We start from the raw sequence: 21051 nt of genomic DNA, 5'->3' as shown, positions 1-21051 counted from the left end.
CCGCCGGCAGGCGCGCGGAAGAGAGCCGACGATGACCACAGCAGAGCCCTCCACTGCGGGCATCGACCCGCGGCGCATCGCGGAGATCATCGTGGTGACCCGCGACGGCAGACGCCGGGGTTCGGGGTACCGCGTCACCCGCACCTCCGTCCTCACCGCCGCTCACGTCGTCTCCGACGCCACACAGGTGACGGTGCGCTGCGAGGCGGACCGGCCCGGGGAGTGGTCGGCCGTGGCCGCGACGGCCTGGACCGACCCCGCGACGGACCTTGCCGTCCTCACCGTCGAGGCACCGGCCACCGCCGCCGACGTGGAGCCCGCCGCCTTCGCCCGGATCCCGGAGGAACGGCACGCCGTCGTTCCCGTCCACGCAGCAGGCTTCCCCCTGTGGAAGCAGCGCAGGAGGCCGGGAGGAGGCATCTTCCGGGAACTCCACCAGGCCGACGGAACCGTCGCCGCCCTCTCCAACCTCCGTACCGGAACGCTCGAGATCACCGTCGCTCCCGCAGGCGCGGACCCCGACCCCAAGGCCTCGCCCTGGGCGGGCATGTCGGGGGCCGCCCTCTGGGCCGGCGACCGGATCGTCGGCGTGGTGGCCGAACACCACCGCTGGGAAGGATCCGGGCGACTCACCGCAGTCCGTATCGACACGGCCCTCCGCCAGGCGGACGACGCCTCGGCCACCGCCTTGGCCGGTCTGCTCGGTGTGCCGTCGGCGACCGACCTGCCCCTGGTCGGCACCGAGGCCAGGACGCGCGCGCCCGCCGACGACGACCTCGGCACACGCGCGTCCCGCCCCCTGAAGAGAGTCATCGGACTCCCCGTGACCCACGGCATCGAACTCTTCAAGAACCGGACCGAGGAGCTCGACCGGGTCGGCTGGCACCTCGCGGACCCGACCGTCCGCATGGTCTCGGTCGTCGGACGCCGAGGCATGGGCAAGAGCGCACTCGCGGCCAAACTGATGGAACAGCTGGACCACGGCCTGTGGCCCGGACGTACCCAGATCCCCGTCGTCTCCGGACTGGTCAACCTCAGTACCCGCACGTCCGGAATCTCGCTGGAACGCCTCTACTTCGACTGCGCCCGTCTGCTCCCCGTCCACCTCCGCACCCACCTGGAGAGGGTCTGGGCGGACAACCTTCCGGTCGCCGACCGGATCCAGGAACTGTTCGACGCCCTCGGTGACCGGCTGGTCGTCGTCCTGATGGACAACTTCGAGGACCTCCTGACCGACGAGGGCGAGGTCGCCGACGAAGAGATCGCGGTCTTCCTGGACTGCCTGTTCCGCACCGAGGCGGCACCCCGCCTGCTCGTCACCACGCAGATCCCCCTGCGGTTCAGGCCGGAGCTGCGCAGGTTCGCCGTGCAGGTCGAGCTGACCGAAGGACTCGGGGCGGACGAGGCCGTCGAACTACTGCGGGAGCTGGACCGCGACGGCGCCCTGGGCCTGGCCGAACTCTCCGACGAGGAACTGCTCAGTGCCTCGGTCCACGTCCACGGAGTGCCCCGCGCCCTCGAACTCATGGTGGGAGCCCTGGCCGAGGACAGCGCCGAACTCCCCACCCTCCACGAGATTCTCGAGGACTTCGTCCAACGCGAGAACGTGGTCGAAGCCCTGGCCCATGACCGCTATCGCCGCCTCGACAGCGGGAGCCGCACCGTGATCCAGGTGCTCGCCGCCCTGCGGACACCGGCATCCCGCGGCACCCTCGAGGAGATCGTCTCCCGCGTCGACCCCGAGGTGGACCTCGGCCTGGCGCTCAGCAAGCTGCTCCAGGTGCGCCTCGTGTCGGCCGACCGCACCACCCGGACCTTCTCCCTGCACCCGATGGACGCCGACCTGGCCTACGCCGACATGTCCCGGCACAGTCCCGCGGGACGCCGCGCCATCGAGCGGAGGATCGCCGACCGGTACGCCAACGCCGCCACGCCCAAGCCCGCATGGCGCACCCTGGACGACCTCGAACCGCTGCGGCGGCAGTTCTTCCACCTGGTCCGCGCAGGCGACCACGACGACGCAGCCATGGTCCTCGGCGAGATCAGCGAGTGGATGGTCTGGAAGGGATCCGTCCTCACCGCCCTCTCCTTCCACGCCGTGATCGACGACCTGGTGCGCGACGACCGCGCCCGTCTCGCCCACCTGGTCCCCTACGGCCATGCGCGTCTCAGTGGCGGACCCCTCGATCAGGCCCTGGACCTCTTCCGGCAGGGAGCCGAACTCGCCGCACGTCTGGGTGACCCCGTGGCCCTGCAGAGCGCCGTCTTCGGCCTGGGCGACACCTACCGGCAGATGGGCAGGCCGGAGGACTCCATCGAGCCGCTGACCAGGGCAGGCGAACTGGCCAGGGAGAACGGCGACACGGAGAACGAGATCCACTCCCTGCTCTCCCTCAGCCTGACGCTCAGCTATCTGGGCAGAGGCGAGCAGGCACTGGCCGCCGCCGAGAAGCTGCGGGCCCTCGCCGCGCAGACGGGCGACCCGCTCACCGAGGCACGGGCCTGGAACGCCCGCACCATCTCCCTGCTCACGCTGGGCCGCTGGGAGGAGACGGTGGTCTCCGGGGCGCGCGCCGCCCAGGCGTACCGCACGGCGGGAAGCCAGGAGGCGATCGCCTACGCGCTCAACGCCCAGGGCATCGCCCTCCTCGCCCTGGACCGCACCGACGAGGCGTTGTACGCCCTGGAGGACGCCCTGCGGGAGGCCTCCCTGATGCAGAACCCCCGCGCCGAGGGCGTCTGCCTCTGCAACCTTGCCTGGGCCCACTGGAGGTCCGGCCGATGGGACCAGGCCGCCGCATGCGCCGAGCGGGCCGAAGCCGCCCTGCAGATCGCCGGCGCGACGGAATGCTCCGCCGCCGCGGGCCTCGCGTCGGCGGCCCGCGCGATGGCCAGGTCCGAGCCCGCGTCCGCTGCAGCGGCTCTGACCGGAGCGGCCGGCGCCCTCACCGGCAACGCCGAGGTGATCTCCGCGTCCTGGCTCCTGCGACAGGCCGAGCAGCTCGGAGCCTCTGGCACGTAACGGCCGGCAACGGCCGGTCTCCTCGGTCAGGGCCGGAGCAGGGCCTTGACGGCGCGCCGCTCGTCCATCGCCCGGTAGCCCTCGGCGACCTGGTCCAGCGGCAGGGTGAGGTCGAAGACCCTGCCCGGCTCGATGCGGCCGGACAGGACGAGGCCGACGAGGTCCGGCAGGTAGCGGCGCACCGGCGCCGGGCCGCCGCGCAGGCCGACGTGGGAGTGGAACAGTTCCTCGCCGTCCACCGCGACCTCGTGCGGGACGCCGACGAAGCCGACGGTGCCGCCCGGCCGCGCGGAAAGCAGCGCCTGCCGCATGGCCTGCGCGGTGCCGACGCACTCCAGCACGCTGTCGGCGCCGATGCCGCCGGTCAGGTCCTTGATCCGGGCGACGCCCTCGTCGCCGCGTTCGGTGACGATGTCGGTGGCGCCGAACGCCCGCGCCAGCCGTCCGCGCGGCTCGTGCCGGCTCATCACGACGATCCGTTCCGCGCCCTTCTCCCTGGCCGCGATGACGGCGCACAGGCCGACCGCGCCGTCGCCGACCACCACGGCGGTGGAGCCGGGCCGCACCTCGGCGGCGTCGGCGGCCCACCAGCCGGTGCCCATCACGTCGGAGACGGCCAGCAGGCCCGGCCACAGCTCCTCGTCCGGCACCTCGTCGGTGGCGACCAGGGTGCCCTGGGCGTTGGGGATGCGGACGTACTCGGCCTGGCAGGTGCTCATGAACTCCCGGCGCAGGCAGTGCGACGGGAAGCCGTTGCGGCAGTTCGCACAGGTGTTGTCCGAGGTCGCGAACGAGCCGACGACGAACTGCCCCGGGCGGACGGAGGTGACCTCGCCGCCCACCTCCTCGACGAAGCCGACGTACTCGTGCCCCATCGGGTGCGGGTCGCCGATCGGTTCCAGGCCCCGCCAGGCCCACAGGTCGGAGCCGCACACACAGGTGACGGCCGTGCGGATGATCGCGTCGGTGGGGTGGAGGATCCTCGGGTCGTCCAGCGTCTCGAAACGGATGTCACCGGGGGCGTGGATCACTGCGCCGCGCATGAGGAAACCCTTCGGGGACCGTGGCACGCGGTACGGGGTGTAGCGGGTGTGTACCGGGTGCCGTGTGCGGATGGGAGCCCGGCGCGGGCGATCGGGTCACCGCCCGCGCTCCGGCCGCGGGTCTCCCGCCACGGTCGGCGAGGTCGGCACGTCGCCGTGGTCGGCACGGGCGGACGGGGAGGCCCACGTCTCCAGCAAACAACGCCGCAGGGCCGCGGGCGAGTCGTGGTGGAGCCGGGCCGCCCCACCGGGCCCGGCACGGGCGCGGTCTCCGCGGCCACGGGACCGGCCCCGGAGCGAGACGCGCCGAACCGCGGGTCCACCGTGACGGGGCGCGGGTCCACCGTGACGGCGGCGGCGTCGAGCGGCGCGGGCGGGTCGTGCGGGGTGGCGGCCGGCCGGGTGCCCCGTCACGCACCGGGCGCGGTCGGCGGCCCCGGCCGTTCCGTGGTCCGGCGTGGGGCCGTGGGCACGGCGAGCACCATGGTGAGGCCGCCGCCCGGGGTGTCCTCGGCGTCGAGCGTGCCGCCGACGGCCTCGACGAAGCCGCGGGCGACGGCGAGGCCCAGGCCGACGCCGACGCCCCGCGGCGCGTCCCCGTACCGCTGGAAGGGCTCGAAGATGCGGGCCTTGGCGTCGTCCGGCACCCCGGGCCCGCGGTCGACGACCCGGACCTCGACCCGGTCGGCGAGGGCGCTCGCGGACACCAGCACCCTCGCCTCCGGCGGGCTGTACTTCACGGCGTTCTCGACGACGTTGGCGACGGCCCGCTCCAGCAGGCCCCGGTCGACGTGGATCATGGGCAGGGTCTCGGGGATGTCCAGCTGCACGCTGTCCCCGGGCACCCCGCCGAGTGCCTTGGGCACCACCTCGTCGAGGTCGGTCTCCCGCATGAGGGGGGTCACCGTGCCGGTCTGCAGCCGGGACATGTCGAGCAGGTTCCCGACCAGGTGGTCGAGGCGGTCGGCGCCGTCCTCGATGGCCTCCAGGAGGTCCGCCCGGTCCTCCTCGGACCATTCGACGTCGTCGGCGCGCAGCGAGCTCACGGAGGCCTTGATCCCCGCGAGCGGGGTGCGCAGGTCATGGCTGACCGCGGCGAGCAGCGCGGTCCTGATGCGGTTGCCCTCGGAGAGCTCCTGGGCCCGGTCGGCCTCGTGCTGCAGGCGGGAGCGCTCCAGGACGACGGCCGCCTGCGCGGCGAACGCGGCCAGCACCCGGCGGTCGGAGGCGGGCAGCACCCGGCCGGAGAGGGTGAGGGCCGTGTCGGCGCCGGCCGGGACGTCGACGTCCGCCTCCTCGGGCGTCGCGGCGGGCCGCTCGCCCACACTGCCGACGCAGGTCCACGGGGCCGTCTCGCCGGACCGCTCGAGCAGCGCCGCCGACTCCATGCCGAACGTCTCCCGCACCCGTTCCAGCAGCGCCTCGAGCGTCGTCTCCCCCCGCAGGACGCTGCCGGCGAGGAAGGACAGGATCTCCGACTCCGCGCGCAGCCGCGCCGCCTGGTGGGTACGCCGGGCCGCCAGGTCCACCACGGAGGCCACGGACACGGCGACCCCGACGAAGACGAGGAGGGCGACGATGTTCTTCGGGTCGGCGATGGTCAGGGTGTGGACCGGCGGGGAGAAGAACCAGTTCAGCAGCAGGGAACCCGCCACCGCCGACGCCAGCGCGGGCACCAGCCCGCCCACCAGGGCCGCCGCGACCGTCAGCGCCAGGAAGAGCAGCATGTCGTTGGCGAGACCCACCGACGGCACGGCGCCGATGAGCAGCCACGTCAGCAGGACGGGACCGAGGACGCCGACCACCCAGCCCCACACCACCCGGGCCCGCCCCAGCCGTCCTCCGCGCGCCACCGGCAGCCCGCGGCCCTTGCCCGCCTCGGCGTGGGTGACGAAGTGGACGTCGAGGTCGGGCCCCGACTCGCGGGCGACCGTGGCGCCCACCCCCGGCCCGAAGACGTACTGCCAGGTCGGGCGGCGGGAGACACCGACCACGACCTGCGTGGCGTTGACCCCCCGGGCGAAGTCGAGCAGGGCGACGGGGACGTCGTCGCCGACGACCTGGTGGAACGTTCCGCCGAGGTCCTCGACCAGCGCGCGCTGGACGGCCAGCTCCTTCGGCGAGGCGGTGCTCAGGCCGTCGCTGCGGGAGACGTACACGGCCAGGACCTCGCCGCCGGCCCCCTTCTCGGCGAGCCGGGCGGCCCGGCGGATCAGGGTCCGGCCCTCCGGCCCACCGGTCACGCCGACGACGATCCGCTCCCGCGACCCCCAGATGGCCGAGACGCGGTGCGCGCTGCGGTACTCGGTGAGGTACTCGTCGACCCGGTCGGCCACCCACAGCAGCGCCAGCTCCCGCAGGGCCGTCAGGTTCCCCGGCCGGAAGTAGTTGGACAGCGCCGCGTCCACCTTGTCCGGCTTGTAGATGTTGCCGTGCGCCATACGGCGGCGCAGCGCCGGCGGGGACATGTCGACCAGCTCGATCTGGTCGGCCCGCCGCACGACCTCGTCGGGCACGGTCTCGCGCTGCCGCACCCCGGTGATCGACTCCACGACGTCGCCCAGGGACTCCAGGTGCTGGATGTTGACGGTGGAGACGACGTCGATGCCGGCGTCGAGCAGTTCCTCGACGTCCTGCCAGCGCTTGGCGTTGCGGGAGCCGGGGACGTTGGTGTGGGCGAGCTCGTCGACCAGGGCGACGGCGGGCGCCCGCCGCAGAACGGCGTCGACGTCCATCTCGGTGAAGACGGCGCCCCGGTACTCGATCTCCTGGCGCGGCACGGTCTCCAGGCCGTGCAGCATCACCTCCGTGCGGGGCCGGTCGTGGTGCTCCACGAAGCCGACCACGCAGTCGGTGCCCCGCTCGATCCTGCGGTGCGCCTCCGACAGCATCGCGTAGGTCTTGCCCACGCCGGGTGCCGCGCCGAGATAGATCCTGAGCTTGCCGCGTGCCATGTCATTCCTCGAAGCGACGGCCCGAACCGGGCCGGGGGGTCGGACGGCGGGGGAGAGTCGGGGCTGGGGGCCGGGGGGCTGCCCTCCAGTGTGCGGCGCGGCCGGGGCGCGCACACGCGCGGGTGCGGGGATCACGCCCGGTGCCCGCCCGGTGCCCTGGCGGCGGTCCGGACGGCCCCGGACGGCGCCCCGACGGCCCCGCCCGGCGGCCGCACGGCAGCGCGTCGGGGCGGCAGGGCGTCGGGGCGTCGGGGCCGGCGGACCCGGGAGGCTCCCCAAGTCCGCCGGCCCCGGACGCCGCGGGCCGCCGGCGGTCAGCGGCTCGCCACGAGGCGCTCGAGCGCGACGTTGAGCTCCAGGACGTTCACCCGCGGCTCCCCGAGGAAGCCGAGGGAACGGCCTTCCGTGTGGTCCTCGACCAGCTCCTCCACCCGGGTGACGGGCAGGCCGTTGCGCTCGGCGACCCGGTGGGCCTGCAGGTGCGCGTAGGCCGGCGAGATGTGCGGGTCCAGGCCCGAGCCGGAGGAGGTCACCGCGTCCGGGGGAACGTCCGACGGGTCGACCTCGTGACCCGGCACCGAGTTGTCCTCGACGACGGCGGCCCTGGCGGCCAGGACCTGGGCGCAGAGCGAGCCCTCCGCCGACTCGGCGGTGCACCGTCCGCCGACGGCCCCGCTGTCGGCCGCGAGGTTGGTGGCTCCCGACAGGACGAGCCGGTACCGGGTGTTGAGGCTGTTGACGCCGAGCCCGTTGGCGGGGCGGCCCTGGAACCACCGCAGGTCCGGGTCCGGGGTCTCCTGGCCCTCCTTCAGCGGCAGGGTGTACGACTGCCCGATCAGGGACGAGCCGACGACCTCGCCCCCGGAGGTGATCTCCGAGCCGTTCGCCCTGCCGGGGAAGAGCCCCTGGGCGACGCCGGTGACGACGAGCGGGTAGACGACGCCGGTCACCAGCGTCAGCAGGAGCAGGGCCCGCAGCCCCGCCCCGAGCGAACGGGCGGTGTTGACGAGGGAGTTGTTCATGGCAGCACGCTTTCCAGTCACAGCCCGGGGGCGACCGAGACGAGCAGGTCGATGATCTTGATGCCGACGAAGGGGGCGACCAGGCCGCCGAGGCCGTAGATCCCGAGGTTGCGCCGGAGCATCCGGTCCGCGCCCATCGGCCGGTACCGCACGCCCCGCAGGGACAGCGGCACCAGGGCGACGATGATCAGCGCGTTGAAGACGACGGCGGACAGGATCGCGGAGTCGGGCGAGGACAGCCGCATGATGTTGAGCGTGTCGAGCCCGGGGTACACCGAGGCGAACAGCGCCGGGATGATCGCGAAGTACTTGGCGACGTCGTTGGCGATGGAGAAGGTGGTCAACGCGCCCCGGGTGATCAGCAGTTGCTTGCCGATCTCGACGATCTCGATGAGCTTGGTCGGGTTGGAGTCGAGGTCGACCATGTTGCCGGCCTCCTTGGCGGCCGACGTGCCGGTGTTCATGGCCACGCCGACGTCGGCCTGGGCGAGCGCCGGGGCGTCGTTGGTGCCGTCGCCGGTCATCGCGACCAGCTTGCCGCCCGCCTGCTCCCGCTTGATGAGGGCCATCTTGTCCTCGGGGGTGGCCTCGGCGAGGAAGTCGTCGACGCCCGCCTCCTCGGCGATGGCCCGGGCGGTCAGCGGGTTGTCGCCGGTGATCATGACGGTCCGGATGCCCATCCGGCGCAGCTCCTCGAACCGCTCCCGCATGCCCGTCTTGACGACGTCCTTCAGGTGGATCACCCCCAGGACCCGGGCCCCGCGCCCGTCGTCCACGGCGACCAGGAGCGGGGTGCCGCCGGCCTCGGAGATCCGGTCGGCGACGGCGTCGGTCTCCGCGGCCACCGTGCCGCCCCGTTCCCGGACCCAGGCGACGACCGAGCCGGCCGCGCCCTTGCGCACCCGGCGTCCGCCGACGTCCACACCCGACATGCGGGTCTGGGCGGTGAACGTGATCCACTCGGCGCCGACCAGTTCCCCCTGGTGGCGCTCGCGCAGCCCGTACCGTTCCTTCGCCAGGACGACGACGGAACGACCCTCCGGGGTCTCGTCGGCGAGGGAGGACAGCTGGGCCGCGTCGGCGAGTTCGGCGGCGGTGGTCCCGCGTACGGGCACGAACTCGGCGGCCTGCCGGTTGCCGAGGGTGATGGTGCCGGTCTTGTCGAGCAGGAGCGTGGAGACGTCGCCCGCGGCCTCGACCGCGCGCCCCGACATGGCCAGCACGTTGCGCTGGACCAGGCGGTCCATGCCCGCGATGCCGATGGCGGAGAGCAGGGCGCCGATCGTGGTCGGGATCAGGCAGACCAGCAGGGCGACCAGGACCACCAGCTCCAGCTCGGTGCCCGCGTACCGGGCGAACGGCGGCAGCGTGGCACAGGCGAGGAGGAAGACGACCGTCAGCGACGCCAGCAGGATGTTGAGCGCGATCTCGTTCGGCGTCTTCTGCCGGGCGGCGCCCTCGACCAGGCCGATCATCCGGTCGATGAAGGTCTTGCCGGGTTCGGTGGTGATCCTGACGACGATCCGGTCGGACAGCACCCTGGTGCCGCCGGTGACGGCGCTGCGGTCGCCGCCGGACTCGCGGATGACGGGGGCCGACTCACCGGTGATGGCCGACTCGTCGACCGAGGCGACGCCCTCGACGACGTCGCCGTCACCGGGGATGACGTCGCCCGCCTCGCAGACCACCAGGTCACCGACGCGCAGGCCGGTACCCGGGACCTCTTCCTCGGTCCCGAGGTCCGCGCGGAGACGGCGGGCCACCGTGTCGGTCTTCGCCTTGCGCAGGGTGTCCGCCTGGGCCTTGCCGCGGCCCTCGGCGACCGCCTCGGCCAGATTGGCGAAGACGACGGTCAGCCACAGCCAGCCGCTGATCACCCAGCCGAACAGGTCGGACGGGTCCGTGAAGGAGAACACCGTGGTCAGGGCCGCGCCGATCCACACCACGAACATCACGGGCGACTTCACCATCACCCGCGGGTCCAGCTTGCGGAAGGCGTTCGGCAGGGACCGGAGCAGCTGCCGGGGGTCGAAGAGGCCGGCGCCGACGCGCCCCTGGTCGGGAGCGTGCCCGGTGGGGACGTCGCCGTGCGGCGCCCGGGTGGGAGTGACTGTGGCCATGGGGTCCTCCGACTCCGACGGTCGAACGGATTTCCTGAGGTGGGTGGGGTGGGTGGGGCGGGTGGGGCGGGTGGTCATCACGCGAGCCCTTCGGCCAGGGGACCGAGCGCCAGGGCCGGGAAGTAGGTCAGACCGGTGACGATCAGGATCGCGCCGACCAGGAGGCCCGTGAACAGCGGCTTCTCGGTGCGCAGGGTGCCGACGGTCACCGGGACCGGCCTCTGCCCGGCGAGCGAACCGGCCAGGGCCAGGACGAACACCATGGGCAGGAAGCGGCCGAGGAGCATCGCGAGCCCGGTCGTGGTGTTGAACCAGTCCGTGTTCACGTTCAGGCCGGCGAAGGCCGAGCCGTTGTTGTTCGCGGCCGAGGTGAAGGCGTACAGGACCTCGGAGAAGCCGTGCGCGCCGGAGTTGAGCATCGAGTTCGCGGGGGTCGGCAGCGCCATCGACACGGCGGTGAAGACGAGCACCAGCGTCGGGGTGACCAGGATGTAGAGGGCCGCCAGCTTGATCTCGCGCGAGCCGATCTTCTTGCCCAGGTACTCGGGCGTCCGGCCGACCATCAGGCCGGCGAGGAACACGGCGACGACCGCCATGACGAGCATGCCGTAGAGGCCGGAACCGACGCCGCCGGGCGCGATCTCGCCCAGCATCATGCCGAGCATGGTGATGCCGCCGCCGAGGCCGGTGTAGGAGGAGTGGAAGGAGTTCACCGCGCCGGTCGACGTCAGCGTCGTGGACACCGCGAAGAGGGACGAGCCGGCGATCCCCAGGCGGGTCTCCTTGCCCTCCATCGCCCCGCCCGCCGCCTGCAGCGCCGCGCCCTGGTGGGCGAACTCCGTCCACAGCATCAGGGCGGCGAAGGCCACCCAGATGACCGCCATCGTGGCGAGGATCGCGTAGCCCTGCCGCACCGAGCCGGCCATCACGCCGAAGGTGCGGGTCAGCGAGACCGGGATCAGCAGGATCAGGAAGATCTCGAACAGGTTGGAGAACGCCGTCGGGTTCTCGAAGGGGTGGGCGGAGTTGGCGTTGAAGTAGCCGCCGCCGTTGGTGCCCAGCTCCTTGATGGCCTCCTGGGAGGCGACCGCGCCGCCGTTCCACTGCTGGGGGCCGCCGGTGAACTGGCCGACCTCGTGGATGCCGGCGAAGTTCTGGATCACGCCGCAGGCCACCAGGACCACGGCCGCGACGGCCGCGAGCGGCACCAGGACGCGGACCGTGCCGCGCACCAGGTCGGCCCAGAAGTTGCCCAGCTCACCCGAGCGGGACCCGGCGAAGCCGCGTACCAGCGCCACGGCGACGGCCATGCCGACGGCGGCGGACACGAAGTTCTGCACGGCCAGACCGGCGGTCTGCACGACGTGCCCCATGGTCTGCTCGCCGTAGTACGACTGCCAGTTGGTGTTGGTCACGAAGGACACGGCCGTGTTGAACGCCTGCGCCGGGCCGACCGGGGCGAAGCCGAGCGACCCCGGCAGGACGCCCTGGAGCCGCTGCAGCAGGTAGAGGAGGAGAAGACCGGCCAGCGAGAAGGCCAGCACGCCGCGCAGGTACGCGGGCCAGCGCATTTGGATCTCCGGATCGGCGCCGATCCCCCGGTAGATCCACCTCTCGACCCGCAGGTGCTTGCCGGAGGTGTAGACGCGGGCCATGTACGTGCCCAGCGGAACATGGACGAGCGCCAGGACGGCCATCAGGGCCAGCATCTGGAGCACGCCCGCGGTGACAGGACTCATGACGGGACTCAGAACCTCTCCGGATGGATCACGGCGAGGACGAGGTAGCCCACCAGGGCGACGGCGACGACCAGGCCGACGATGTTCTCGACGGTCACAGCTTCGCCACCCCCTTGGCGACGAGTGCCACCAGCGCGATACCCGCGATCATGGTGACGAGGAAGGCCGGATCGGCCATCACGAACTCCTGGAAGAGAGCTGCGGTGAGTAGGGACGCCTCGAGCGAAGCACCCCCGTGGCCCGATCGAGCCGCCCGTTGACAGCTCCCATACGCCGGAGTGACCAGCCTTGACGGATCTCTTACAGCACCTGATCGCGAGCGAGCGGGCGATCCCTCGATCGGGAAGGGGGTGTGGACGAGCGCGGCGGCGAGGTCGGAATCCGGGAAGCCGCCCTGCAGCTCGCCGGGGCTCTCGCCCTCCTCCAGCGCGTAGCCGGCCAGGTAGACCAGCGCTTCGACGTTGTCCTCCGCGCCGGCCACGGTGATGACGGCGCCGCCGTAGGAGTGTCCGACCAGGACGACCGGTCCGGGGATCTGGCGGACGACCGAGGCGATGTGGGCGGAGTCACCGAGCAGGCTGCGGTTGGGTACCGCCGGGGCCACCACCTTCAGGCCGCGGGCGGTCAGTGCGGGGCGTACTGCAGCGACCTCTTCACGGATTTCTGCAACCTCGACGAGAACCTCGGCACGCGGATCAGGAACACCGACTTCCGGTCCGACACCCCGGCCGTCGACGTGCCGGCCCCGATCCTGCACGGCACGGCACGGCACGGCCGACACCGCATCCTGCCCGCCGAGGGAACCGCGCGGCCCTTCCAAGGGCCCTTCCGTCCGCCGACCACGTGGAGACCACGGCACGCCGCACGGTCCGCTGCGGACGCCCGGCTGAGCGGGGGAACGGACGCCGCACCGCCGCGTCCCTCCCGCGCGGCCGGCCGCTGGTCGGACGCGCAGCTCGCGACGCCTGCCCGCGGCGGCCGCGTGCGGTGCCCCGCGCGGCCGCCGTATTCTTCCCGGAGAGGAGGAGGGGCTGGTCTTGTCCGGGAAGAAGTCGTTCGGGGGCGTGCTACGGGGTCTGCGGCAGCAGGCTGGTCTCACGATGGAGGAGCTGGCCGAATCCTCGGGTGTGAGCGTCCGGGCGATCGGCGACATGGAGCGGGGGCGCAGCCGGGTTCCGCAGCGGCGCACGGTGGTCGCGTTGGCGGAGGGCCTCTATCTCCCGGAGACGGAGCGGGACGCGCTGCTGACGGCGGCCCGGGCGGGACATGTGCCGCGTGCGGTCACGGCGACAGGCATGACGACGCCGCCGCGGTCGGTGGGTGACTTCACGGGCCGCGACCGTGAGCTGGCGCGGCTGCGGGAGACCGCCGCACGGGCAGGCGCCGGTGCGCGGATGTCGGTTTCGGTGGTCTCGGGTCCGCCGGGCTGCGGAAAGACGACGCTGGCGCTGAAGGCCGCAGCGGACCTGGCCGAACACTTCCCCGACGGGTGCTTCGTGGTGGACCTCCACGGGGTGGAGGGCCCTGTGGACCCGGACGACGCGCTGCTGAGGCTGCTCAGGTCCCTGGGGGTGTCGGACCGCCTGTTGGGGCAGGAGGACGAGGCAGGGCGTGCGGGGCTGCTGCGCGCCCTGTTGGGCGAGCGCCGGTGCCTGGTGGTGCTGGACAACGCCCGGGACGAGAGCCAGGTCCGCCCGCTGCTGCCCTCCGCCGGGCGGAGTCTGGTGCTGGTCACCAGCCGACGGCCGCTGACCGGCCTGGAGGACGTCGACCGGCTGACGCTCGCGGAGATGACGCGGGACGAGGCGGTCGAGCTGCTGCGCCGGATCGTCGGCGCGGAGCGGGCGGACGCGGAAGCGGAGTCGGTCGCGCGGGTGGTGGAACTGTGCGGACGCCTGCCGTTGGCCTTGCGGGTGGCGGCGAACTGGCTGGCGGTCCGCTCGGGATGGAGCGTCGAGCACCTCGTCCGACGCCTGACGGACGAGGAACGCAGACTGGGCGCCCTGACCGCCGGCGACGTGCGGGTGGAGGCGGCGTTCGAGCTGTCCTACCGGCAACTGTCCGGTCCGGCGGCGCGGATGCTGCGGCTGCTGAGCCTGGTTCCGGCGCCGGACATGACCGCCGCCTACGGCGCCGCGTTGACCGGGACCGGCGTGGTCGAGGCCGAGGAGGTGATGGAGGAGCTGGTGGAGGCCGGGCTGCTCCAGGCCGCCTTCACCGGCCGCTACCAACTGCACGACCTGCTGCGGTTGTTCGCCCGGGGCCGGCTCGCACGCGAGGAGGGGCCCGACGAGCGGGAGGCGGCAGAGGACCGGCTGCGGACCTGGCTGCTGGACACCGCCGTCGTCGCCGGCCGCTGGTACGAGCCCGGATACGGAGCGCCGCCGCCCTCCTGGCAGGGCCTGGTTCCCCTGGACAGCGCCGAGCAGGCCCGTGCCTGGCTCCAGGACGAAGCCCCTGCCTGGCTCACCGCGCTGCGTGGCGCGGCCGGGCGGAGCGAGCACGCCAGGGTGGTGGAGACGGCCGATGCCCTGGACTGGTTCGCGAGCCTGTCGCTCTACTGGGGACACTGGCTCGAGGTCTTCCGCCTGTCGAGCGAGGCCGCCGCCGCACTCGACGACCCGTACCTGCAGGCCGTCCACCTCAACTACTACGCCCAGGTACTGGGCCCCCGCGAGCACAGGTACCGCGAGAGCATCGAACGGGCGGACGAGGCGCTGGAGCACGCCCGCACCGCCCAGGACACCGCTCAGCAGGGCTGGGCACTGCTCAACGCGGTGTATCCCCACCGGCAGCTCGGCGAGATCCAGAAGGGCTACGACAAGGCCCGCGCCGCCGTCGACCTGCTGGAAGCGGCCGGCGACCACGAAGGCTGGATCGACGCCATCGGCGCACACGGGGCCACCCTGCGCGACCTGGGCCGGGCGGAGGAGGCCGCGACCCAGCACCGGCGCATCATCACCTTCCTCAACGCCCCGGACTGCCCCGTGACTGGGTGGACCGCCGACACCTACCGTGCCGTCGCGACCGAGGCTCTCGGCAGGGACTACGCCCTCCTGGGGCGGTGGCGCGAGGCCGCCGAGGAATACCGCGACGCCGTGGACCAGTTCGGCCGCATCGGCGTGCACCACAGGGAGGCGGAGGGGCTGCTCCATCTGGGAGAGGCCCTGCTCGAAATGGGAGAGACCGAGGAAGCCCGCTCCTGCCTCCGACAGGCCCTCGCGATCGGCGAAGCGGCCGACAGCGAAGACATGAGAACCGCACAGGAGCTCCTGGACTCGCTCCCCGCCGAGTGAGCGGTACGCCCGGCCGACGGCGAGGGCGGATGACGCGGGTCAGCGGTGTGTCCCCCGGCCCGGACGGAGCCGTTCCCGGGTCGTCCGACCGGGCGGCCCGCGATGGCGACTGGGCCGTCGCTACGCGCAGGCGGCGAACCGGACGGTGAGGAGGTCGGGATCCTGGTCGGTGAAGTAGGCACCGTTCGCGACGTAGACCTTGGTCCCCCTCACGGCCGGCGAGGTCGGGTTCTCCAGCCCCTCGGAACGAGGCCGGTGGCCCGGGTCTCGACGCGCCCGGCGGTGCCCTGACGGGTGAGCGGAGTTACCGCTCGCACCGGGCGGGACGCACGGCGGATCACGTGCGCAAGGCCGTCACCCCATGGCTGAGTGACGCCGAAGAAGGACTGGCCGATGAAGCAGCGCGCCGCCCCCGCGTCCGCCACGGAACCCTGTGGGCCTGACCCGAGAACCACCGGGACAGGCCCACCAGACCGCCGTCAGCCGTAGGTGTAGAAGCCCGAGCCCGTCTTGCGGCCCAGCCGCCCCGCGTCGACCATCCGCTGCAGCAGCGGGGGAGCGGCGTACAGGGGCTCCTTGTACTCCTCGTACATCGAGTACGCGACCGAGGCCACCGTGTCGAGGCCGATCAGGTCGGAGAGCTTGAGGGGGCCCATCGGGTGGGCGCAGCCCATCTCCATGCCGTTGTCGATGTCCTCGCGGCTGGCGATCCCCGACTCGAACATCCGGATGGCGGAGAGGAGGTACGGGATCAGCAGCGCGTTGACCACGAAACCGGAACGGTCCTGGGCGCGGATGGAGTGCTTGCCGAGGGCCTTCTCGGCGAACAGCTGCGCACGGCTGAGGGTGCCCTCGGAGGTGGTCAGCGCGGGGATCAGCTCCACGAGCTGCTGCACCGGCGCCGGGTTGAAGAAGTGGATGCCCACCACCTGGTCGGGCCGCGACGTGGCGACGGCCAGCTTCACCAGCGGGATGGACGAGGTGTTGGAGGCCAGGATGGCGTCCGGACGGGTGACCACCTGGTCCAGGACCTGGAAGATCTCCGTCTTGACCAGCTCGTTCTCGACCACGGCCTCGATCACCAGGTCGCGGTCGTGGAACTCGCCGAGGTCGGTGGTGAAGTCCAGGCGCGCCTCGGTGGCCGCGCGCTCCTCCTCGGTGAGCTTGCCGCGCTCCACCGCCCGCTGGAGCGAGGTGAAGACCCGGGTGCGCCCGATCTCCAGTGCCTCGCCGGTGGCCTCGGCGACCTTCACGTCCAGACCGGCGCGGGCGCAGACCTCGGCGATACCGGCTCCCATCTGGCCGGAGCCCACCACTCCCACGCGTTCGATGTCGCTCACATCGTCCCTTTCGTGATCATCATCGGGTCGGACAGGGTGCCGTCGGTCGGCGCCTGCTCCGATCGAGCACGTTACCTTCGCGGCTCCGACGATCGATCGTTCGGGTGGGGCATGCTGGGTGACCGCTGCCCCAGCGGTACTGCCCGTGCCCGGGTGGCCGCGAAACGTGAGGGACGCGGCGGGGCGTGGCGGTACGCGACAGGAGGCGGCGCCCCGGAGCGTGAGCCGACGACGCGCGACCCGACGATGTGCGGCCGACCCATGTGTGACCGACGACGTGTGACCCGACGATGTGCGGCCGACCGATGTGTGACCGACGCCGCGTGACCCGATGGAGGTACGGCCGATGACCGGGCTTTCCCGCAGGACGTTCGCCGCGACCGCGCTGGCCGCCCTTCCGGCGCTGCTGGCCACCGGCGCGGCCGGGCCCGCCGCCGCCCGGCCGGCGCCGGGGACGGGTGCCCCGGCCGGCGGTGGCCGGGCCCCCGCCGGCGCGATGCGCGGGATGTGGCTGGCCACCGTGGGCAACCGCGACTGGCCCTCACGGCCGGGACTGAGCGCCGCCGGCCAGCGCGACGAGCTGCTGAGGTACCTGGACGCCGCGGTGAAACGGCGGCTGAACACCGTGATCTTCCAGGTCAGGCCCACCGCGGACGCCCTGTGGCCGTCCCCGCACGAGCCGTGGTCCGCCTACCTCACCGGCACCCAGGGCCGCGCCCCCGGCTGGGACCCGCTGGGCACCGCCGTGGCGGAGGCGCACGCCCGGGGCCTGGAGCTCCACGCCTGGTTCAACCCCTACCGGGTGGCCGCGCACACCGACCCGTCCCGCCTGGTGGCGGGGCACCCGGCCCGCAGGAACCCGGACTGGGTCGTGCCGTACGGCGGCAAGCTGTACTACAACCCGGGTCTGCCCCAGGTCCGCGCCTTCGTCGAGGACGCGATCCTCGACGCCGTCGAGCGCTACCCGGTGGACGCCGTCCACTTCGACGACTACTTCTACCCGTACCCGGTGGCCGGCCAGGCCTTCGCCGACGGGGACGCGTTCGCGGCGTACGGGGACGCCTTCGCCACGCGCGCCGCCTGGCGGCGCGACAACATCGACCGGCTGGTGCGCGAGACGGCGGCACGGATCCGCGCCACCCGGCCGGGAACCCGGTTCGGCATCAGCCCGTTCGGCGTCTGGCGCAACGCCTCCACCGACGCGCGCGGCTCCCGGACCCGTGGCGGCGTCCAGACGTACGACGACCTGTACGCGGACACCCGCACGTGGGTGCGGGAGGGCTGGATCGACTACGTGGTGCCGCAGCTCTACTGGCACATCGGGCAGAGCGCGGCGGACTACGCCGTACTGGCCGAGTGGTGGGCGGAGACGGCACGCGGCACCGGGACGGCGCTGTACCTCGGCGAGGCGCTCTACAAGGCGGGTGACCCGGCCCAGGCCGCGGCGTGGCAGGACGTGCGCGAACTCTCCCGCCACCTGGAACTGGCGGCGGCGCTGCCCGAGGTGGGGGGCCACGTCTTCTTCTCGGCGAAGGAGGTCGCGGCCGACCCGTCCGGCGCCCTGGCGCGGGTGGTCGCCGACCACTACTGACGCCACCGCCGCCACCCTGCGGCGCGACGGGCGCGACGGGGGGTGCGGCCCGGACGGCGCGTGCCGTGGCCGTCCGGGCCACGCCCCGTCAGCGGGTCTACAGCCGGTGGCTGCCGCTGCCGGTGACTCCGGGGCCGGTCGTCAGGTGCTTGACCTCGGTGTCCGGGCCCGGCCACAGCATCGCCTCGCTGCCGTCCTCGAACCGGACCCGGTAGGGCGGGCTGCCACCGGGGCCGAGCACCTCGGTCACCTCGGCGGTCCGGTCGCCCGCGCCGACCACCCTGCCGTGCGTCACCAGCCGGTCGCCCACGTGTGCGTACATGGCGGGCCTCCTCGTCTCGTCGTCAAGCGATCCGTTCCGGGAGCTCCCCCTCCGTTTTCGAGTCTACGAGCGGGGCGCGGGTCCGGCAGGGGCTGCGATCCGGGCCCGGAACCGCGATCCCAACCCGCCGCGGCCGCGGAAATCGCCTTGCGACGCCCGAGCGGGCCGTGGAAGCGTCCCGGCCATGACCGTGACGCCTGCCGCCACCGTCCCGCCCCCGCTGCCCGACGGCCACGAGTTCTCCGCCGACCCCGCCCGGGTGGACGTCGCACGGGTCCACCGGTGGCTCTCCACCGACGCCTACTGGGCACTGGGCCGCGACCTCGCCCAGCAGGAGGCCGCCATGGCCGGCTCCCTGAACTTCGGGGTGTACGACGCCGTCGGCGCCCAGGTCGCCTACGCGCGCGTGGTCACCGACCGCGCCACCTTCGCCTGGCTCTGCGACGTCTACGTGGACCCCGCGGCCCGTGGCAAGGGGCTGGGCACCGCCCTGGTGGCGCGCGTGCGGGAGGAGCTGCGCCCCTTCGGGCTCCGCCGGATCCTGCTCGCCACCCACGACGCCCACGACGTCTACGCCCGCCTCGGCTTCGCGCCGCTCGCCCGTCCGGAGCACTTCATGGCGCTCCAGCCGGTGTGAGCGGCGCTCCAGCCCGTGTGCACGGCCGCGCGTCCCCCTGACGATCGGCGGGCCACGCCCCCTTGACCCGCCCCTCCGACAGGTCGAACATCACCGCATGCATGTTCGGGTCACCTTCGTTGCAGCCGCGAGCAGCACCCGCCCGATCGCCGAGCGCTTCGACGACGACAGCCCTCTGGACCGGGAGTCCTGGGAGGGCATCCAGCGTGCCGTGCCGGGCCTGGCGCCCTTGGCCGCCGCCGACCTGCGCTACTGCTCGCCCACCCCGCGCAGCCGGGCCACGGGCGAGCTGCTCGGCTACGTCCCGCTGGTCCAGCCAGCCCTTCGCGACTGCGACATGGGCCGGTGGCGCGGCATGACGCTGGGCGAGGCGATGACCCACGAGCCGCACGCGGTCGACGCCTGGCTCGCCGACCCGCGCTCCGCGCCGCACGGCGGGGAGTCGCTGTACTCCTTCATCGCGCGGGTCGGCGGCTGGCTCGACACCCGGCCCTCGGACGACGGGGCCACCATGGTCGCCGTCGCCGAGTCCGGGGTGATCCGGGCCGCGCTCACCTACGCCCTGAAGGCGCCGCCCTCGGTGTACTGGAACGTCGACGTCCGGCCGCTCGCCGCGGTCACCGTCCTGGGCCGGCCCGGCCGCTGGAGCCTGCGCCTGGACGTGCCCTACGCCCCGCCCGTGCGGGCGTAGTCCGTGGTCAGCACCAAATCCTTCGCCGGACCGCGCACCCGCCACACCGTGCGCCACCGGTCGGCGTCCAGCACCGTGAACTCGCCCTCGTAGAGGTCGGCCGCGCACGGGTGAACGGCCGTGAACCGGCCCGCGGAGAGGTCCAGGGCGTGGAACTCCCGGCCGTCGGAGAACCGCACGTCCGCCTCACCGGGGGCGGCGCCGGGCAGCAGGCGCAGAGTGCGCCCGGCGGGGCGGGAGACGCCCTGCCACAGGAAGTCGCCGTCCTCCCGCTGCAGCAACCCGTCCTCCGGTGCCGGCAGCGGCCCGAAGACGGTGGTCCCGGTGAACCGCCCCTCGTCACCGGAGGCCAGGTCACGGACGGTGCGCTCGGTGCGCCAGCTCCCGGGCAGATAGGCCCACAGGTCCGGCACCCGGTGGAACTCCTCCGGCATCACTTCCCACGCTCCCTCGGGCTGTCGTCCCTCGGACCGCCGTCCCCGGTCCCTGGCCCCTTGTCCCCGGTCCCTCGTCCCTATTCCTTCCGGCCGCGGTCGAACGCGGTCCCGCTCCGCCGTCACCACTGCCGGTGCACGGTCGCCTTGCCGCCGGTCACCAGACTCGCCGGCGGAACGTCGTCGGCCACGACCGCACCCGCGGCGACCACGGCGTCACGGCCGATGCTGACGCCGGGCAGGATCGTGGCGCCGGCACCGATCCACACGTTCTCCGCCACATCGATGGGCGCGCCGGTGAGGTACAGCCGCCGCTCCCCGGGGTCGACCGGGTGGCCGCTGGTGATGAACGTGACCTTCGGTCCGATCATCACGCGCTCGCCGATACGGATTCCGGCGTAGTCCAGGAACGTGCAGTTCTGATTGATGAAGACGCGTTCGGCGAGGTCGAGGTTCAGGCCGTGGTCCGTGAAGAAGGGCGGATAGATCGTGACCCTCGGCGGCAACGGCTTGCCGAGAATCTGTTCCAGCAGTTCCGCCTTGCGCGCTTCGTCGTCGAACGGCAGGACGTTCAGGCGGGAGGTCAGCTCGGTGACCCGCAGGACCCGCTCGGCCATGGCCTGGAACTCGGGGCTGTGGATGCGCATGAGGCGGTCGCTGGACATGCCGCGATCCTTTCTGCGTACCGGTGACGGGGCGGACCTTCCCCCTGTGGCGAACGGCCTGGACCCTCTCGCGACGGCACTCTATGTGACGACCTGCGGTCCGCTGCGGGCGTCCCCCGCACCGGCCGCCGCGCGACCTTTCCGGGCGGAATGAACCACGATCCGATGTGTTGAA

16 protein-coding genes and 1 pseudogene are annotated in these 21051 nt (G+C 73.0%); 6 read left to right on the top strand and 11 right to left on the bottom strand.

Annotated elements, in window-relative coordinates:
* Positions 1-31: 31 nt before the first annotated feature.
* The gene (locus ACWD3O_RS12315; protein ID WP_451415784.1) at positions 32-3022 is read left to right on the top strand and encodes a trypsin-like peptidase domain-containing protein; all 2991 of its coding nucleotides are present in this window, start codon (positions 32-34) and stop codon (positions 3020-3022) included.
* A 26-nt stretch (positions 3023-3048) separates the two neighbouring features.
* Here the strand turns inward: ACWD3O_RS12315 and ACWD3O_RS12310 are convergent, their stop codons facing one another.
* The 7 genes from ACWD3O_RS12310 to ACWD3O_RS12280 all read right to left on the bottom strand — a co-directional run bounded on the left by ACWD3O_RS12310 (position 3049) and on the right by ACWD3O_RS12280 (position 12561).
* Positions 3049-4065, bottom strand: a complete 1017-nt coding sequence (locus ACWD3O_RS12310; RefSeq protein ID WP_451415783.1) for a zinc-dependent alcohol dehydrogenase family protein — start codon at positions 4063-4065, stop codon at positions 3049-3051.
* A gap of 410 nt (positions 4066-4475) precedes the next feature.
* A complete protein-coding gene (locus ACWD3O_RS12305; RefSeq protein WP_451415782.1) occupies positions 4476-7019 on the bottom strand; it encodes a DUF4118 domain-containing protein in 2544 nt (847 codons plus the stop codon).
* A gap of 314 nt (positions 7020-7333) precedes the next feature.
* Positions 7334-8041 (bottom strand): potassium-transporting ATPase subunit C, encoded by a 708-nt coding sequence (locus ACWD3O_RS12300; protein ID WP_451411028.1) that lies wholly within the window; start codon positions 8039-8041, stop codon positions 7334-7336.
* 17 nt (positions 8042-8058) lie between these two features.
* Positions 8059-10161: a potassium-transporting ATPase subunit KdpB gene (gene kdpB / locus ACWD3O_RS12295; RefSeq protein ID WP_451415781.1), complete on the bottom strand. Its 2103-nt coding sequence runs from the start codon at positions 10159-10161 to the stop codon at positions 8059-8061.
* A gap of 77 nt (positions 10162-10238) precedes the next feature.
* Positions 10239-11900: a potassium-transporting ATPase subunit KdpA gene (gene kdpA / locus ACWD3O_RS12290; protein WP_451415780.1), complete on the bottom strand. Its 1662-nt coding sequence runs from the start codon at positions 11898-11900 to the stop codon at positions 10239-10241.
* Between the two features lie 8 nt (positions 11901-11908).
* Positions 11909-11998 (bottom strand): K(+)-transporting ATPase subunit F, encoded by a 90-nt coding sequence (kdpF, locus tag ACWD3O_RS12285; protein WP_451411025.1) that lies wholly within the window; start codon positions 11996-11998, stop codon positions 11909-11911.
* Positions 11995-12561 (bottom strand): alpha/beta fold hydrolase, encoded by a 567-nt coding sequence (locus tag ACWD3O_RS12280; RefSeq protein WP_451415831.1) that lies wholly within the window; start codon positions 12559-12561, stop codon positions 11995-11997. The genes kdpF and ACWD3O_RS12280 overlap by 4 nt, the downstream gene beginning before the upstream one ends.
* Positions 12562-12603: 42 nt before the next feature.
* Between ACWD3O_RS12280 and ACWD3O_RS12275 the strand changes: the two are divergent.
* Positions 12604-12790 (top strand): annotated as a pseudogene (locus tag ACWD3O_RS12275) (alpha/beta hydrolase); the annotation flags it as partial.
* A gap of 147 nt (positions 12791-12937) precedes the next feature.
* On the top strand, positions 12938-15196 hold the full coding sequence (locus ACWD3O_RS12270; protein WP_451415779.1) for an ATP-binding protein: 2259 nt from the start codon (positions 12938-12940) through the stop codon (positions 15194-15196).
* Between the two features lie 479 nt (positions 15197-15675).
* Here ACWD3O_RS12270 and ACWD3O_RS12265 read toward each other — a convergent pair whose 3' ends face one another.
* The gene (locus ACWD3O_RS12265; protein ID WP_451411023.1) at positions 15676-16536 is read right to left on the bottom strand and encodes a 3-hydroxybutyryl-CoA dehydrogenase; all 861 of its coding nucleotides are present in this window, start codon (positions 16534-16536) and stop codon (positions 15676-15678) included.
* 346 nt (positions 16537-16882) lie between these two features.
* On the opposite strand from ACWD3O_RS12265, the gene ACWD3O_RS12260 reads away from it, so the two are divergent.
* Complete coding sequence (locus ACWD3O_RS12260) at positions 16883-18127, top strand: glycoside hydrolase family 10 protein (RefSeq protein WP_451411022.1); 1245 nt, start codon at positions 16883-16885, stop codon at positions 18125-18127.
* A gap of 97 nt (positions 18128-18224) precedes the next feature.
* Here the strand turns inward: ACWD3O_RS12260 and ACWD3O_RS12255 are convergent, their stop codons facing one another.
* Positions 18225-18449 (bottom strand): DUF1918 domain-containing protein, encoded by a 225-nt coding sequence (locus tag ACWD3O_RS12255; RefSeq protein WP_451411021.1) that lies wholly within the window; start codon positions 18447-18449, stop codon positions 18225-18227.
* Positions 18450-18633: 184 nt separating this feature from the next.
* Between ACWD3O_RS12255 and ACWD3O_RS12250 the strand changes: the two genes are divergently transcribed.
* Positions 18634-19086: a GNAT family N-acetyltransferase gene (locus tag ACWD3O_RS12250; RefSeq protein ID WP_451415778.1), complete on the top strand. Its 453-nt coding sequence runs from the start codon at positions 18634-18636 to the stop codon at positions 19084-19086.
* A 97-nt stretch (positions 19087-19183) separates the two neighbouring features.
* A complete protein-coding gene (locus tag ACWD3O_RS12245; RefSeq protein ID WP_451411019.1) occupies positions 19184-19777 on the top strand; it encodes a histidine phosphatase family protein in 594 nt (197 codons plus the stop codon).
* On the opposite strand, the gene ACWD3O_RS12240 is transcribed toward ACWD3O_RS12245, so the two are convergent.
* Both ACWD3O_RS12240 and ACWD3O_RS12235 read right to left on the bottom strand, forming a co-directional pair.
* Positions 19753-20211 carry a DUF6314 family protein gene (locus tag ACWD3O_RS12240; protein ID WP_451411018.1) on the bottom strand — a complete coding sequence of 153 codons (459 nt, stop codon included), beginning with the start codon at positions 20209-20211 and terminating at the stop codon, positions 19753-19755. The two genes, ACWD3O_RS12245 and ACWD3O_RS12240, sit on opposite strands and share 25 nt — an antisense overlap.
* A 122-nt stretch (positions 20212-20333) precedes the next feature.
* Positions 20334-20876: a sugar O-acetyltransferase gene (locus ACWD3O_RS12235; protein ID WP_451415777.1), complete on the bottom strand. Its 543-nt coding sequence runs from the start codon at positions 20874-20876 to the stop codon at positions 20334-20336.
* Between the last annotated feature and the right edge of the window lie 175 nt (positions 20877-21051).

The sequence above is a fragment of the Streptomyces sp. NPDC002640 genome, assembly GCF_053592575.1.
Note: the sequence above shows the minus strand (reverse complement) of the source record. Positions and strands in the feature narration are given on the sequence as shown.

What these genes read in the sequence shown, in the direction of transcription:
- ACWD3O_RS12315 (WP_451415784.1), top strand. Translation starts at nt 32, where the DNA reads ATGACCACAGCAGAGCCCTCCACTGCGGGCATCGACCCGCGGCGCATC.
- ACWD3O_RS12310 (WP_451415783.1), bottom strand. Translation starts at nt 4,065, where the DNA reads ATGCGCGGCGCAGTGATCCACGCCCCCGGTGACATCCGTTTCGAGACG.
- ACWD3O_RS12305 (WP_451415782.1), bottom strand. Translation starts at nt 7,019, where the DNA reads ATGGCACGCGGCAAGCTCAGGATCTATCTCGGCGCGGCACCCGGCGTG.
- ACWD3O_RS12300 (WP_451411028.1), bottom strand. Translation starts at nt 8,041, where the DNA reads ATGAACAACTCCCTCGTCAACACCGCCCGTTCGCTCGGGGCGGGGCTG.
- kdpB (WP_451415781.1), bottom strand. Translation starts at nt 10,161, where the DNA reads ATGGCCACAGTCACTCCCACCCGGGCGCCGCACGGCGACGTCCCCACC.
- kdpA (WP_451415780.1), bottom strand. Translation starts at nt 11,900, where the DNA reads ATGAGTCCTGTCACCGCGGGCGTGCTCCAGATGCTGGCCCTGATGGCC.
- ACWD3O_RS12260 (WP_451411022.1), top strand. Translation starts at nt 16,883, where the DNA reads ATGACCGGGCTTTCCCGCAGGACGTTCGCCGCGACCGCGCTGGCCGCC.
- ACWD3O_RS12255 (WP_451411021.1), bottom strand. Translation starts at nt 18,449, where the DNA reads ATGTACGCACACGTGGGCGACCGGCTGGTGACGCACGGCAGGGTGGTC.
- ACWD3O_RS12250 (WP_451415778.1), top strand. Translation starts at nt 18,634, where the DNA reads ATGACCGTGACGCCTGCCGCCACCGTCCCGCCCCCGCTGCCCGACGGC.
- ACWD3O_RS12245 (WP_451411019.1), top strand. Translation starts at nt 19,184, where the DNA reads ATGCATGTTCGGGTCACCTTCGTTGCAGCCGCGAGCAGCACCCGCCCG.
- ACWD3O_RS12240 (WP_451411018.1), bottom strand. Translation starts at nt 20,211, where the DNA reads ATGCCGGAGGAGTTCCACCGGGTGCCGGACCTGTGGGCCTATCTGCCC.
- ACWD3O_RS12235 (WP_451415777.1), bottom strand. Translation starts at nt 20,876, where the DNA reads ATGTCCAGCGACCGCCTCATGCGCATCCACAGCCCCGAGTTCCAGGCC.